This is a genomic window from Mesorhizobium onobrychidis, assembly GCF_024707545.1.
Taxonomy (GTDB): domain Bacteria; phylum Pseudomonadota; class Alphaproteobacteria; order Rhizobiales; family Rhizobiaceae; genus Mesorhizobium; species Mesorhizobium onobrychidis.
This window is the reverse complement of the sequence record NZ_CP062229.1, coordinates 2,027,501-2,040,885: the sequence shown is the minus strand read 5'-3', so window position 1 is coordinate 2,040,885 and position 13,385 is coordinate 2,027,501. Positions and strand designations below refer to the sequence as shown.

Annotated in this window: 11 protein-coding genes, 1 tRNA gene and 2 rRNA genes (1 of these 14 cut by a window edge); 1 reads left to right on the top strand and 13 read right to left on the bottom strand. The window is 59.7% G+C overall.

Translation table 11 applies throughout. The features are described from left to right. Positions 1-75 precede the first annotated feature (75 nt). The 7 genes from IHQ72_RS10115 to IHQ72_RS10085 form a co-directional block, all read right to left on the bottom strand. Positions 76-1,248, bottom strand: a complete 1,173-nt coding sequence (locus IHQ72_RS10115; RefSeq protein WP_258122298.1) for an iron-containing alcohol dehydrogenase — start codon at positions 1,246-1,248, stop codon at positions 76-78. A 17-nt stretch (positions 1,249-1,265) separates the two neighbouring features. Next, on the bottom strand, positions 1,266-2,651 hold the full coding sequence (locus IHQ72_RS10110) for an aldehyde dehydrogenase family protein (protein WP_258122297.1): 1,386 nt from the start codon (positions 2,649-2,651) through the stop codon (positions 1,266-1,268). Between the two features lie 15 nt (positions 2,652-2,666). Continuing rightward, entirely contained in the window at positions 2,667-3,086 is a 420-nt protein-coding gene (locus IHQ72_RS10105; protein WP_258122296.1) for a type II toxin-antitoxin system VapC family toxin, read from the bottom strand. Next, a complete protein-coding gene (locus IHQ72_RS10100) occupies positions 3,076-3,516 on the bottom strand; it encodes a hypothetical protein (RefSeq protein ID WP_258122295.1) in 441 nt (146 codons plus the stop codon). Before IHQ72_RS10100 ends, IHQ72_RS10105 begins: the two co-directional genes overlap by 11 nt. Before the next feature lie 150 nt (positions 3,517-3,666). Further along, positions 3,667-5,037 (bottom strand): glutamine synthetase family protein, encoded by a 1,371-nt coding sequence (locus IHQ72_RS10095; protein WP_258122294.1) that lies wholly within the window; start codon positions 5,035-5,037, stop codon positions 3,667-3,669. Between the two features lie 86 nt (positions 5,038-5,123). After that, a complete protein-coding gene (locus IHQ72_RS10090) occupies positions 5,124-6,680 on the bottom strand; it encodes an amino acid permease (RefSeq protein WP_258122293.1) in 1,557 nt (518 codons plus the stop codon). Positions 6,681-6,701: 21 nt separating this feature from the next. Beyond that, the gene (locus tag IHQ72_RS10085; protein WP_258122292.1) at positions 6,702-7,520 is read right to left on the bottom strand and encodes an N-formylglutamate amidohydrolase; all 819 of its coding nucleotides are present in this window, start codon (positions 7,518-7,520) and stop codon (positions 6,702-6,704) included. Positions 7,521-7,671: 151 nt separating this feature from the next. Between IHQ72_RS10085 and IHQ72_RS10080 the strand changes: the two genes are divergently transcribed. Continuing rightward, the gene (locus tag IHQ72_RS10080) at positions 7,672-8,499 is read left to right on the top strand and encodes a MurR/RpiR family transcriptional regulator (protein WP_258122291.1); all 828 of its coding nucleotides are present in this window, start codon (positions 7,672-7,674) and stop codon (positions 8,497-8,499) included. A gap of 83 nt (positions 8,500-8,582) precedes the next feature. Here IHQ72_RS10080 and IHQ72_RS10075 read toward each other — a convergent pair whose 3' ends face one another. From IHQ72_RS10075 to IHQ72_RS10050, 6 genes are all read right to left on the bottom strand, one after another. Further along, the gene (locus IHQ72_RS10075) at positions 8,583-8,849 is read right to left on the bottom strand and encodes a hypothetical protein (protein ID WP_258122290.1); all 267 of its coding nucleotides are present in this window, start codon (positions 8,847-8,849) and stop codon (positions 8,583-8,585) included. 42 nt (positions 8,850-8,891) lie between these two features. Further along, positions 8,892-9,851, bottom strand: coding sequence for an ankyrin repeat domain-containing protein (locus tag IHQ72_RS10070; protein ID WP_258122289.1), 960 nt, complete (start codon positions 9,849-9,851; stop codon positions 8,892-8,894). Further along, positions 9,802-10,227, bottom strand: coding sequence for a hypothetical protein (locus IHQ72_RS10065; RefSeq protein WP_258122288.1), 426 nt, complete (start codon positions 10,225-10,227; stop codon positions 9,802-9,804). The genes IHQ72_RS10070 and IHQ72_RS10065 overlap by 50 nt, the downstream gene beginning before the upstream one ends. A gap of 212 nt (positions 10,228-10,439) precedes the next feature. Next, positions 10,440-10,516 (bottom strand) — tRNA-Met (locus tag IHQ72_RS10060). A gap of 138 nt (positions 10,517-10,654) precedes the next feature. Continuing rightward, a 5S ribosomal RNA gene (rrf, locus tag IHQ72_RS10055) occupies positions 10,655-10,769 on the bottom strand. Positions 10,770-10,947: 178 nt separating this feature from the next. Then, a 23S ribosomal RNA gene (locus IHQ72_RS10050) occupies positions 10,948-13,385 on the bottom strand; it runs 370 nt beyond the window's last position.

Below are 13,385 nucleotides of genomic sequence, written 5' to 3'. Positions count from 1 at the left end.
TTTCGGTCTTACCTTTCATCCTTTCCCCTTTCTTCGCCCTCATTTCCCAGATCAATTTCCGGCGCGAAAACCGTCTCAGACGGTGCCGGCAATGGCATTGTCGAGCAGCGTCAGCGCCGCCTTCCTGGTCAGCTTGACCGGGTTGCCGCCGGCGGTCGGATCGACCACCGCCATGTCGGCGATCAGGCCCTTGCGCTTCTTGTCCATGTCGAGCCCCTTGATCAGGCCCGGCAGCGCGTGCGGCACCTTCAATTCCTTACGCAGCTTGATGACGGCCTTAGCGAAGCCGTCGAAGCCGCCCTTGATGCCGCAATATGCCGCGAGCCGGGCGATGCGCACCTCGATGGCGTCGCGGTTGAAGGCCAGCACATAAGGCATGAACACGGCGTTGGTCATGCCGTGATGGGTATCGTAGAGCGCGCCGATCGGATGCGACAGCGAGTGGATCGCGCCCAGCCCTTTCTGGAAGGCGGCGGCGCCCATGGCGGCCGCACTCATCATGTGGGCGCGGGCGACGAGATCCTTGCCGTTGGCAAAGGCCTTCGGCAGGTTCTCGAAGACAAGCCGCACGCCTTCGACAGCGATGCCGTCGGCCATCGGATGATAGCCCGGCGCGCAATAGGCCTCGAGGCAGTGAGCAAGCGCGTCCATGCCGGTGCCGGCGGTAATGAAGCCCGGCATGCCGACCGACAGTTCCGGATCGGCGATGACGATGGCCGGCAAAAGTTTCGGATGGAAGATGACCTTCTTGGTGTGGGTCGCTTCATTGGTGATGACGCCGGCGCGGCCGACCTCCGAGCCGGTACCGGCCGTCGTCGGCACGGCGATGATCGGTGCGATCGCGTCGGAATTGGCGCGCGTCCACCAGTCGCCGACATCCTCGAAATCCCAGACCGGTCGCGTCTGGCCGGCCTGGAAGGCGATCAGCTTGCCGAGGTCGAGCGCCGAGCCGCCGCCGAAGGCGATGACACCGTCATGCTTGCCCTTCTTGAACGCGGCAATGCCGGCAGTCAGGTTGGAATCCACCGGGTTCGGCTTGACCTCGGAAAACACGCCATAGGGTACCTCGGCGTCGTCGAGGATCTTCAGCGTCGAGGCGACCACCGGCAACTTGGCCAGCCCCGGATCCGTAACGAACAGCGGCCGCTTGATGCCGGTCGCAGCAAGCACATCAGGCAATTCCTTGATGCGTCCCGCACCGAAGCGAACGGTTGTCGGGTAATTCCATTTGGAAATGAGTTTTGACATTTTTATCTTTCAGAAAATCAGATGGCTTCACGCAGGTGATATGACTTCGGCCTGGTCAGATTGTCGTAGCCGATGGCCGACAGGGCCGCGCCCTTGCCGGTGTCCTTGACGCCGGTCCAGACCAGCGCCGGATCGAGATAGTCGCAGCGGTTCATGAACACGGTGCCGGTCTCGACGCGGTCGCCGATCGCCGCCGCATGCTCGGTGTCGCGCGTCCAGATCGAGGCCGTCAGCCCGTAGGGGCTGTCGTTCATCAGCGCGATCGCCTCTTCGTCGTTGCGCACCTTCATGATGCCGACGATCGGCCCAAAACTTTCCTCGCGCATGACGTTCATCTGATGATCGACCCCGGTCAGCACTTCCGGCGCCAGATAGGGCGAGCCTTGCTCGTCGCTGGCAACCTTCATGTTGATGAGCGCCTTGGCACCCTTGCGCAGCGCCTCGGCCTTTTGCTCGCGGATCAGGTCGGCAAAGCGCGCCTGTGCCATCGGCCCCATCGTCGTCGCCTGGTCGAGCGGGTTGCCGACGACATAGTTCTTGGTTTCGGCGATGAAGCCTTCGACGAACTCGTCATAGACTTTCTCGTGGACATAGACGCGCTCGATGCCGCAGCAGCACTGGCCGGAATTGTAGAAGGCGCCGTCGACCAGGTTGGCGACGGCATGGTCCATCTTGGCGTCGGCCAGGACGTAGGCCGGGTCCTTGCCGCCGAGCTCGAGACCAAGCGTCATGAAGGTGCCAGCCGCGGCCTTTTCGATGGCGCGGCCACCGGCAACCGAGCCGGTGAAATTGACATGGTCGATCTTGCCCGAGCCGAGCAGTTTTTCGGTCTGCGCATGGTTCATGACGAGGTTCTGGAACAGGCCCTTGGGCAGGCCTGCCTTGTCGAACGCCTGCTGAAAACGTTCGCCGACCAGCAGCGTCTGCGCCGCATGCTTGAGGATGACGGCACTGCCGGCCATCAGCGCCGGCACAATGGTATTGACGGCGGTGAGATAGGGATAGTTCCACGGCGCGATCACCATGACCACGCCGAGCGGCACCTTCTTCACATAGCGGCGAAACCCGTCCTTCGGATTGGAGGCCATCACCGGCTTGAGTGCCGCTTCGGCGATCTCGACCATGTAGCTGGTACGTTCCCTGACGCCGCCGAACTCGCCGCCATAGCGCACCGGACGACCCATCTGCCAGGCGATCTCCGGCACGATCTCGTCGGTCATGGCGACCAACGCTTCCAGCATGGCAAGCATGTATTTGCCGCGCTCGACGATCGGCGTCTCAGCCCATTTCTCCTGCGCCGCCTTGGCACGCTCGACCGCGGCATTGATCGCCTGATCCGTGGCGATTGGCCGTTCGGCATAGATCGAACCATCGACGGGGGATTTTATTTTCACGGTTTCCAAGTAAGCGTCTCCAAATCAACAAGGAACTGTTTTGACGAAGCCAGCCGCGCCATAGGCGAGGATCGCCCGATCGCGGGTGATAATCTCCAGGTTCTTCGAACGCGCCGTAGCTATGATGATCCGGTCAGTCGGATCATTGTGAACGACGCCAGGCAGGAAAGAAGACTCGACTAAAAGCTCACTGTCGACTCCCTCAACACTCGTTGCCCCGGTTTGCACGAACCGTTCGAACCATGCGAGCGGCGACTTGATAAACGGGAGTCGGCCTTTGGCGACAAGCATTCCGATTTCCCAAGAGGACATGACGGAAACGGCGATCACGCCGCCATTTTTTCGCGCGCTGGTCACCTTCTCGACCGCCGTTCTCGCGACCGGCTGTTCCGTTGACAGCCACAGGATGAAGCATGTGTCCAGCAGCACTCCATCAGTCGTCATACACCTTGCCCCAATCCGGATCTGCAGGTGCGGTGTAGTCGACATCCGGCAGAAGGGTGAGCGTCCCGGCCATGCATCCAAACAACGGATCGGCGCCTCGGGGCGGCACGATGTATTCTTCATGGTTTTTGTTCACGTCGAGTGCATCCTTGAAATCCACCTGCCCCTCCATGAGGCCAGGACCAGGACGACGTTCCGACCGCCTCGCCCCGGCATTCCCGCCAACAGACTTGCCATATGTTTGGTCGCTTCCCTGCTGGGCAGGAAGCCTTGCGTCTTCAGCGCCTTGAAGATGATTGGAAGAACCCAAGTGGACCAAGATCTCGCTTTCCAGCTGGTCGAAAATTTCAGCGATCTTGCGTATTTCATCGACTTGCATACGCCGCTCACCGTTCAGTGTGCGCGACAAAGCGCTGTAGTGCATGTTCATACGGGTGGCCATGCTACGCACTGTTAGGTTGCGCTCCTTCATCCGACTCGTGAACCACGCCTTATCGACATTAGTTCTACCTTTGGGCACGCTGCCTCCTGCGTGTTGCGATGCTATAATCGCAACACTATTGCATAAATCGCAACGCCGTCAATACCTTTCAAATCCCCTGTGCAGTTCCCAGTCGGTAATCCGGCGGTCGTATTCGAACTGCTCCCAGCGCGCCGTATGGACGTAATGCTCGAGCACGCCGTCACCGAACGCCTGCTGCAGCATCTCCGATTTCGCCAGCGTCTCGGTGGCATCACGCAGGGTCTTCGGAATTTCCGGCAGCTGCGAGGCCTGATAGGCATCGCCGACGAAGGGCTTCTGCAGTTCAAGCTTTTCGTCGATGCCGGCAAGGCCGGCGGCGATCAGCGCGGCGAAGGCGAGATAGGGGTTCAGATCGGCACCACCGATGCGGCATTCCATACGGATGCCCTTGGTGCCCTCGCCGCACAGGCGGAAACCGGCGGTGCGATTGTCCTCGCTCCACATGATCTTGGTCGGCGCGAAGGTGCCGGCCTGGAAGCGCTTGTAGGAGTTGATGTAGGGCGCCAGGAACCAGGTGAATTCCTTGGCATATTTGAGCTGGCCCGCCGCCCATTGCTGGCCGAGCGTCGACAGCGTCCATTCGGCATTCTTGTCATAAAAAAGCGGCGTCTTGCCGTCGGCGCTCCACAGCGAATTGTGGATGTGGCTGGAATTGCCGGCCAGCCCGTAATTGTACTTGGCCATGAACGAAATCGCCTTGCCTTCGGACTCGGCGATTTCCTTGGCGCCGTTCTTTAGGATGACGTGGCGGTCGGCCATGTCGAGCGCTTCGGCATAGCGCACATTGATCTCTTCCTGGCCCGGACCCCACTCGCCCTTGGAGTTCTCGATCGGTATGCCGGCCGCTTCCATCTCGTTGCGCAGCCGGCGCATGACGCCTTCTTCCTTGGTGGTGATGCCGATCTGGTAGTCGCCAATATAGGGCGAGGCGGTGTCGAGGCCTTGCCAGTGCTTCTTGCGAGCGGAATCGTAGGTCTCGCTGAACAGATAGAATTCCAGTTCGGAGGCGAAATAGCCGATATAGCCGCGTTCGCTCAGCCGGTTGACCTGCTTCTTCAGGATGGCGCGCGGCGAATGCGGCAGGTCGTCATGGGTGTGGTGGTCGAGCACGTCGCAGATCACCAGCGCCGTCTTTTCCAGCCATGGAATGCGTCGCAGCGTCGACAGATCAGGCTTCATGACGAAGTCGCCGTAACCCTTCGACCAGCTCGCCGCCTTGTAGCCGGGCACCGGTTCCATATCGATGTCGGCGGCCAAGAGATAGTTGCAGCCATGCGTCTCGTCATGGGCGGAATCGACGAAATACTGTGCCAGGAACCGCTTTCCCGCCAGCCGCCCCTGCATGTCGACGATGCAGGCTAGCACCGTGTCGACCTCGCCGCTGGAGACTGCCTTCTTCAACTGATCGAACGAAAAATTTCCGGCCATTCTTGTGGCACTCCAGCGCTTGTCGATTGAAACGGGTAAACGAAACCGTGGCCGGCGCGAGGCCGGCCACGGCCGTGATGGTGGAGTCAGTGGCCGGTTTCGCCGACCGCCTGTTCCGCCGCCTTGATCGCCGCCTGCCGCGCCGCGATGATGTCGCCGAGCGGCGGCCCCTGGAAGCGGTTCCGCTCGAAGACAAACCAGACGATCGCCGTCAGAATGAAGAAGCCGACGGTGATATAGAGTGCCCAGTTGTTCGGCGGCTGGATGCCGATGACGAAAATCAGGATCATCGACAGGATCGACAGCACGGCAAACAGCATGAACATGCCCTTGCCCATGTTCCATGGACCCATCTTGTCCCACTTCGGCGTGCCCCAGGCCAACATGCCGAGCACGATCGGCACGGTGAAGGACAGGAACAGGAAGATGACGGTGCACGACACCACGATGGTGTAGGCCGAGGTGCCGGCGACCGAAACCAGCGTCGAGCCCCAGACGAACAGCACCGACAGGATCGAAGCCGTCCAGATTGCTGCCACTGGCGTGCGGTAGGTTGGGCTGACTTTCGACAAGGCGCCCGAGGCCGGCAGCCCACCGTCGCGCGAGAAGGCGAAGATCATGCGCGAGGCGGAGGTGACAGTCGCGAGACCGCAAAGCAGCTGTGCGACGAACACGACGAGGTAGACGAGTTCCTTGATGCCGGGACTGACGCGTTGATCGAAAGCCCAGAAGAACACGTTCCAACCCTGCTTGGCCGCATCGTCCATGTTCGGGATCATCAGGATAAAGGCGGCGAGAAACAGGTAGCCGAAGATGGCCGACCAAACGACCGACATCACCATCGCACGTGGCACCGAGGAGGCAGCCTTGATGGTTTCCTCGGAGGTGTGTGCCGAAGCGTCGTAGCCGGTGATCGTGTAGATCGGCAGCAGGAGGCCGAGCGCGAACACCCACCAGTTCGAAACCGCCGGCCAGACGCCGTTGCCGGCGTCGCCGGAGTAGTTCTTGAACGTGAACAACCGGCTGAAATCCCAGGTCTCGGCCGAGATCAGGCAGACGAGAGCGATCAGGATCGCGCCAAAGAAGATGAGGTAACCCGAAAAGTCAGTCAGCTTCGCCGTCAGCTTGATGCCGAGATGGTTGATCAGGGCCTGGGCGCCGGTGATGATGATCAGAAAGATCATCTGGTTGGTCAGCGTGCCTTCAATGCCGAGCGCCGGCCCGAAGGCGCCGAGGAAGAACGTCCAAGTGCCGACATTGATGGCGCCGAGCACCGTGATCAGGCCGAGCAGATTGAGCCAGGCCGTCACCCAGCCGGTGCCGCGATTGCCGAGGATCGAGCCCCAGTGGTAGAGGCCGCCCGCAGTCGGATAGGCGGAGCTGATCTGCGACATGGCGACCGCGAAGGTCAGCGAGACGAAGCAGCCGACCAGCCAGCCGATTCCGATGCCGATGCCGCCGGCGCCGGAGGTTGCCTGCGCCAGCGAATTGATGCCGCCGGACAGGATGCAGATGATCGAGAAAGAAACCGCGAAGTTCGAAAAGCGGCTGAGGCGCCGCTCCAGTTCCTGGGCGTAGCCCATGCTGTGAAGGACCTTCATGTCCTCCGATTTGTCGACTTCAGTATAGCCTGGTGCTGCCATTTTGGTGTCCCCTTTTGGTTCTTAGCTGGCCGATTGAACTGACTTTCCCACTGCGCTTTGCCTGGAGCTCTTGGCCTCCTCGGGCTCCAGACCCAGAAAAATCCCCGTGAGCAGATCCGCCCATTTCCGCTGCCCGGCTTCGTCGGATATTTCGTCGTTGCGGATTTCGATCATCGCACAGGGTAGCCCCCGCGGGCGCGCGTGCCGTTCCAGCGTGAAATAAACGCGGTCGGCCGGTGAATAGGGTTGGTTGATGCCGACATTGACGCCGGCGAGCCGCTGCAGCGCGGCGACAAGCGGCGCTGCCAGCCGGCGATCCTCGTCATGGATGACGCCGATGTCCCAGGGCCGGCTCATACGTTTGTAGACCGGGGTGAAGGAATGGATTGAAACCAGCCGCGTCTCCAGCCCGCGCGCCAGTCTTGTGTCGATGATACTCGCGACCGCATGATGGAAGGGTTGCCAGGACAGAGCGATGCGCGCGGCGCGCTGCTTTTCCGAGAGGCCGGCATTGCCCGGAATGGCCGTGGTCTCGCTGACCGGCGGTACCAGATCGGGCGCATCCAGTGGCCGGTTGCAGTCGATGACAAGGCGCGAAATACGGGTCTCGACCAGCGTCGCGTCGAGTGCCGCGGCCATACGGCTGGCGACCGGCAGCGCGCCTGGGTCCCAGGCGATGTGGCGGGAAAGTTCTTCGGCAGCAAGGCCGAGCGTTCCGAATTCCGGCGGCAGGAAGTTGGAGGCGTGGTCGCAGGTCAGCACGAAAGGGCTCGACCCGCTGGGGTTGCTCACCCTCACGGCTTCAGGCGATGCAAGGCTGGCGGGCCGTGCTGTCTCCATGGTTTGCAGTCCCCGGGGAGCGCTGTATCGTACGTTACGTATTTTGCCTCATTGCGTCCCTATGGATGATTTCATACAGTTTGTGAGGCTTTGTCAAACGCGATTTCGGGTCAAATGCGATTTCGGCAAAACGGCCAGGGTGGGGGAAAAGATGATTTCGAGCATTGCCGAACTGATCTCGGACCGCATCGGCACGATGCCGGCGGGCGAGCGCCGCGCCGCACAAACACTGATCGCCAGCTATCCGCTGATCGGCCTGAAGACGGTCGCCGAATTCTCAGCTGCCGCCGGCGTCTCCTCGCCGACGATCCTGCGTTTCGTCGCCCGGCTCGGCTTCCAGAACTACCCCGAATTCCAGTCGGCGCTGCAGGATGAGCTGGCGGCGCAACTGCAGTCGCCGGCATCGCGGACGCTCAATCCCTCGTCGCCGAGCGGCGGTGCGGTGTCGCCGATGCTGGAGGCGACACTCGACAATATGCGAGAGACGTTCCGGCACCTGTCCGACAAGCAGCTTGCCGACATCGCCGCAAAGCTTGCCGATCGGCGCGGCAAGACCTTCCTGATCGGCGGCCGCTTCACCGATCCGCTGGCGCGCTACATGGCCGCCCACCTCGCCATCATCCAGCCCAACGTCTTCCACCTCGCCGGACAGGAAAGCGTCTGGCGCGACCGGCTGATCGACATGGGCAAGCGCGACGTGCTGGTGATCTTCGACATCAGGCGCTACCAGGACAGTCTGGTCCGCTTCGCCGAAACGGCGCATCAGCGCGGCGTGCTGATCGTGTTGTTCACTGACCAGTGGCTGTCGCCGATTGCCCGCTTCGCCCGCCATGTCATCGCCGGGCGCACCGCCGTGCCCTCGGCCTGGGACTCCTCGGCGGCCCTTTTCGTCGTTGCCGAAACGCTGATCGGCGCCGTCACCCGGCAGCTCGAGGCCGACGGCGCCAAGCGCATCCGCGAGCTTGAAAGCCTGCGGTAGGCCGATACGGCCTGAACTCGACCGCATGATTGCTTCCGTGCCGAGAAGGCGGCTTGAGCCGGCGGCTGGAGTTTCGAGGAGTTCTACGATCCGCGGCGCACGGAACCCAGGGGCAGATCACCGAGGTGGCGTGCTGGGCGCATTGCCGACGTCACCCGATCAACCGGATCGATGAGCTGTTGTCGTGGAACTGGTCCGAACGCTTTCGGCTCCACGTCCACGAGCTGGATGGCAAGTCGCTCAGTCAACAAGCAAAGGGTACGTTTTTCGTCCCTTACCAGCAATGTTACGCTCTCGAAATCCGCAAAACTTGGCGGCTGCACGAAGACGGCGATGATCAGGAAGCTCATTGCATGGTGCGGCTATAGCAATATCTACGGAGTTGCCGGGACTTATGGCAGAGGGATCGGCTTGTCGCTTAGCGTACGCAAATAGGCAATCAGATTAACACGCCCGGTCTCGTCGGGAACGCCGGAAATTTCCATGCGGACACCGGGAGTGGTGAGGACGGGATCATAGAGGAAGGTGTTCAGATCCTCGTAAGTCCACGCGCCCTCCCAATCCCGCAAAGTCTTGGAATAATTGAATTCTGGCACCGATGCCTTGTCGCGGCCGACGACCTCCCACAAGTTCGGACCAGTCTTGCTGCCCTTGCCTGGTTCGTTGTTGTGGCACCCGTCACAATTTTTGCCGAAATAAATCCGGCCCTTCTCGACAGCGGCGGCAGCCAAGTTTGTGGCAATCGGTGCGGGCTTAGGCAGAGCGGCGCCATGCGCCATGAGATAGTCGGATATCTCGGAATATTCGTTAAATCTGGCGAGATGAAGCGGTGTCCGGGCGAAGGAGTCCGCTGTTCGGGCGTTGACATCGGCGCCCGCTTCGACCAGCGCCTTGACGCAATCCAGGCAGCCGTGCCGGACGGCCTCGTGAAGAACAGTCTGATCTCCTACAGCTGAGTTCGGATCGGCGCCATGCGCCAACAGCAGCGTGATGAGTTCGAGCTTGTTTTTCGCTACGGCCACCTTCAGGGGCGGACCGCCTATCTTCGATCCGGCGTTGACGTCTGCGCCGCGGTCGATCAGCAATTTGGCCGCATCGAGATGCTGCCTGCTGACTGCATAGTAGAGCGGCGTTGCAAACCCATCAGGGTCGTTGACGTTTGCGCCTGCATCGAGGGCCGCCGTAATGGCAGCCATATCGCCCTTCTTGGCAGCGTCATGAATGGCTGCCGCCTGTGATGTCAGCGGGATCAAACAGAAACATATCCATAAGAGCATTCCAGCGCGCACCAGTTGCCTCCCCTTAGCGAAACTCCCGCCCATCCCATTTGAGCGTCGCCGCTTCGCCCCCATGTGCGTGCATTCGGATTTCCGGGACCTGCCCTTCGCCGACACTTATGCCCGCCCCGAGCATTTCAGTCTTGAGCTCCAGAAGCGCGCCACGCCGCACATAGATGTCCACCGCGCATATCTGCGCACCGCAAAAACTGCTCCGGCTCGTTGACGCGCCTGCTGAACAGTTTATGCCCTCGTGGCTTAGGATGAGATCGGCCTTGCCGTCGCCGGTAAGATCGCGCTCGATCACGGAGCCGGGGTCGATCTCTCCCACATTGCCCTCGCAAGCCGAAGCGATCAGTTCGGCGATAAGGTAATTCGCGGCGTTGGAGTAGGCTGCGGCCGGCGCTATGGCGGCAGCAAGAATGGTGGCGAGGAGAATTGACCGGAGCATCGCGCTCTTCCCTACTGCCACCATAACTCAACTTGGATTTCACCAAAAGACAATGGGGCTCTTGTTCGGCAGGTTAAACTGGCTGCCGGGAGAGGATTTGACTTTCTCTGTCCCGCTGCGTCGGCTCGCTCCTTGCAGGCCCCCCTGACGAGGATCAAAATCAACCGCCAAACGCAAAAACGGCCCGCGCGGGGCGGGCCGTTTTGTGTATTTGGTTGCGGGGACAGGATTTGAACCTGTGACCTTCAGGTTATGAGCCTGACGAGCTACCGGGCTGCTCCACCCCGCGTCAATCTTAGAAGTAAGCCGTGGCTTACTGGGTTCAAGCTTCCGCTAACTGAAAGGGCCGCTTACGCGGCCCGAGCTCCCGTTTGGCGGGCCTGTTGGTAAGGAGAAGATTTGGATTTTGACGACGTGCGTTTTGCAGACCTGGCAGCGACCTACTCTCCCGCGTCTTGAGACGAAGTACCATCAGCGCTGGAGCGTTTCACGGCCGAGTTCGGAATGGGATCGGGTGCAGCCGCTCCGCCATAACCACCAGGTCGGCAAAGCGCACGTTGCTCGAGAAGCTGTTTTTGTGCCAAGGCAACATTGCAGTCCGTTACGGGCGAAGCCCGCAAGTGCGACTGCACGTCGCCGGTTTTCCGGCGCCCTCGCTTAAGCTTTGGCCCGTAAGGGCCACTCATGCGTGAGCGCTGGTAATGGGCATAGGGAATGAGAACGATCAAGCCGATCGAACTATTAGTACCGGTAAGCTTCAAGCGTTGCCGCTCTTCCACACCCGGCCTATCAACGTGGTCGTCTTCCACGGTTCTCAGGGAATACTCGTTTTAAGGTGGGTTTCCCGCTTAGATGCCTTCAGCGGTTATCCCGTCCGGATATAGCTACCCTGCTATGCGGCTGGCGCCACAACAGGTCCACCAGAGATCCGTCCATCCCGGTCCTCTCGTACTAGGGACAGATCCTTTCAATATTCCTACACCCACGGCAGATAGGGACCGAACTGTCTCACGACGTTCTGAACCCAACTCACGTACCGCTTTAAATGGCGAACAGCCATACCCTTGGGACCTGCTCCAGCCCCAGGATGCGATGAGTCGACATCGAGGTGCCAAACAACCCCGTCGATATGGACTCTTGGGGGTCATCAGCCTGTTATCCCCGGCGTACCTTTTATCCGTTGAGCGATGGCCCTTCCACGCGGGACCACCGGATCACTATGACCGACTTTCGTCTCTGCTCGACTTGTCAGTCTCGCAGTCAGGCAGGCTTATGCCATTGCACTCAGCGAACGATTTCCGACCGTTCTGAGCCCACCATCGCGCGCCTCCGTTACTCTTTAGGAGGCGACCGCCCCAGTCAAACTACCCACCATACATTGTCCCGGACCCGGATAACGGGCCGCGGTTAGACATCCATAGTGATAAGGGTGGTATTTCAAGGGTGGCTCCACCTGAGCTGGCGCCCAGGTTTCAAAGCCTACCACCTATCCTACACATGCCACTACGAATGCCAATGTAAAGCTATAGTAAAGGTGCACGGGGTCTTTCCGTCTAACCGCAGGAACCCCGCATCTTCACGGGGAATTCAATTTCACTGAGTCTATGCTGGAGACAGCGGGGAAGTCGTTACGCCATTCGTGCAGGTCGGAACTTACCCGACAAGGAATTTCGCTACCTTAGGACCGTTATAGTTACGGCCGCCGTTTACTGGGGCTTCGATTCAGAGCTTGCACCCCTCCTCTTAACCTTCCAGCACCGGGCAGGCGTCAGACCCTATACGTCGTCTTGCGACTTCGCAGAGCCCTGTGTTTTTGATAAACAGTCGCTACCCCCTGGTCTGTGCCACCCTCCTCCACTTGCGTGGAAAAGGGTCACGCTTCTTCCGAAGTTACGCGTGCAATTTGCCGAGTTCCTTCAGCATAGTTCTCTCAAGCGCCTTGGTATACTCTACCAGTCCACCAGTGTCGGTTTCGGGTACGGTCTATAAGGAGGAGCTATTTCCTGGAACCACGCAGCAGCCCTTTCAATCCGATAAGATTGGACTACCTCAATGATCCGTCACTTCCTCCAGGCCCACGAATATTAACGTGGTTCCCATCGTCTACGCATTTCTGCCTCGACTTAGGGGCCGGCTAACCCTGCTCAGATTAGCTTTAAGCAGGAACCCTTGGACTTTCGGCGGGGGAGTCTCTCACTCCCCTTACGTTACTCATGTCAGCATTCGCACTTCTGATACCTCCACCACCCCTCACGGGTATGGCTTCATCAGCTTACAGAACGCTCCGCTACCGCTCGTGATTGCTCACGAACCCTAAGCTTCGGTGTATGGCTTGAGCCCCGTTACATTTTCGGCGCAAAGACCCTTATTTAGACCAGTGAGCTGTTACGCTTTCTTTAAATGATGGCTGCTTCTAAGCCAACATCCTGGTTGTTTTGGGATCCTCACATCCTTTCCCACTTAGCCATAACTTGGGGACCTTAGCTGTAGGTCAGGGTTGTTTCCCTTTTCACGACGGACGTTAGCACCCGCCGTGTGTCTGCCGACTAGTACTCCCAGGTATTCGGAGTTTGGTTAGGTTTGGTAATCCGGTGAGGACCCCTAGCCCATCCAGTGCTCTACCCCCTGGGGTATTCGGTCGACGCTCTACCTAAATAGATTTCGCGGAGAACCAGCTATTTCCGAGTTTGATTGGCCTTTCACCCCTAGCCACAAGTCATCCCGAACTATTGCAACAGTTATGGGTTCGGTCCTCCAGTAAGTGTTACCTTACCTTCAACCTGCTCATGGCTAGATCACTCGGTTTCGGGTCTAATGCGACGAACTGAACGCCCTGTTCAGACTCGCTTTCGCTGCGCCTACACCTACCGGTTTAAGCTTGCTCGTCACACTAAGTCGCTGACCCATTATACAAAAGGTACGTGGTCACCCAGGACGAACCTTGGACTCCCACTGTTTGTAGGCAATCGGTTTCAGGTACTCTTTCACTCCCCTTGTCGGGGTGCTTTTCACCTTTCCCTCACGGTACTAGTTCGCTATCGGTCATGCACGAGTACTTAGGCTTGGAGGGTGGTCCCCCCAATTTCAGACAGGATTTCACGTGTCCCGCCTTACTCGAGGACGATGATTTGCATTACGCGTACGGGGCTGTCACCCAC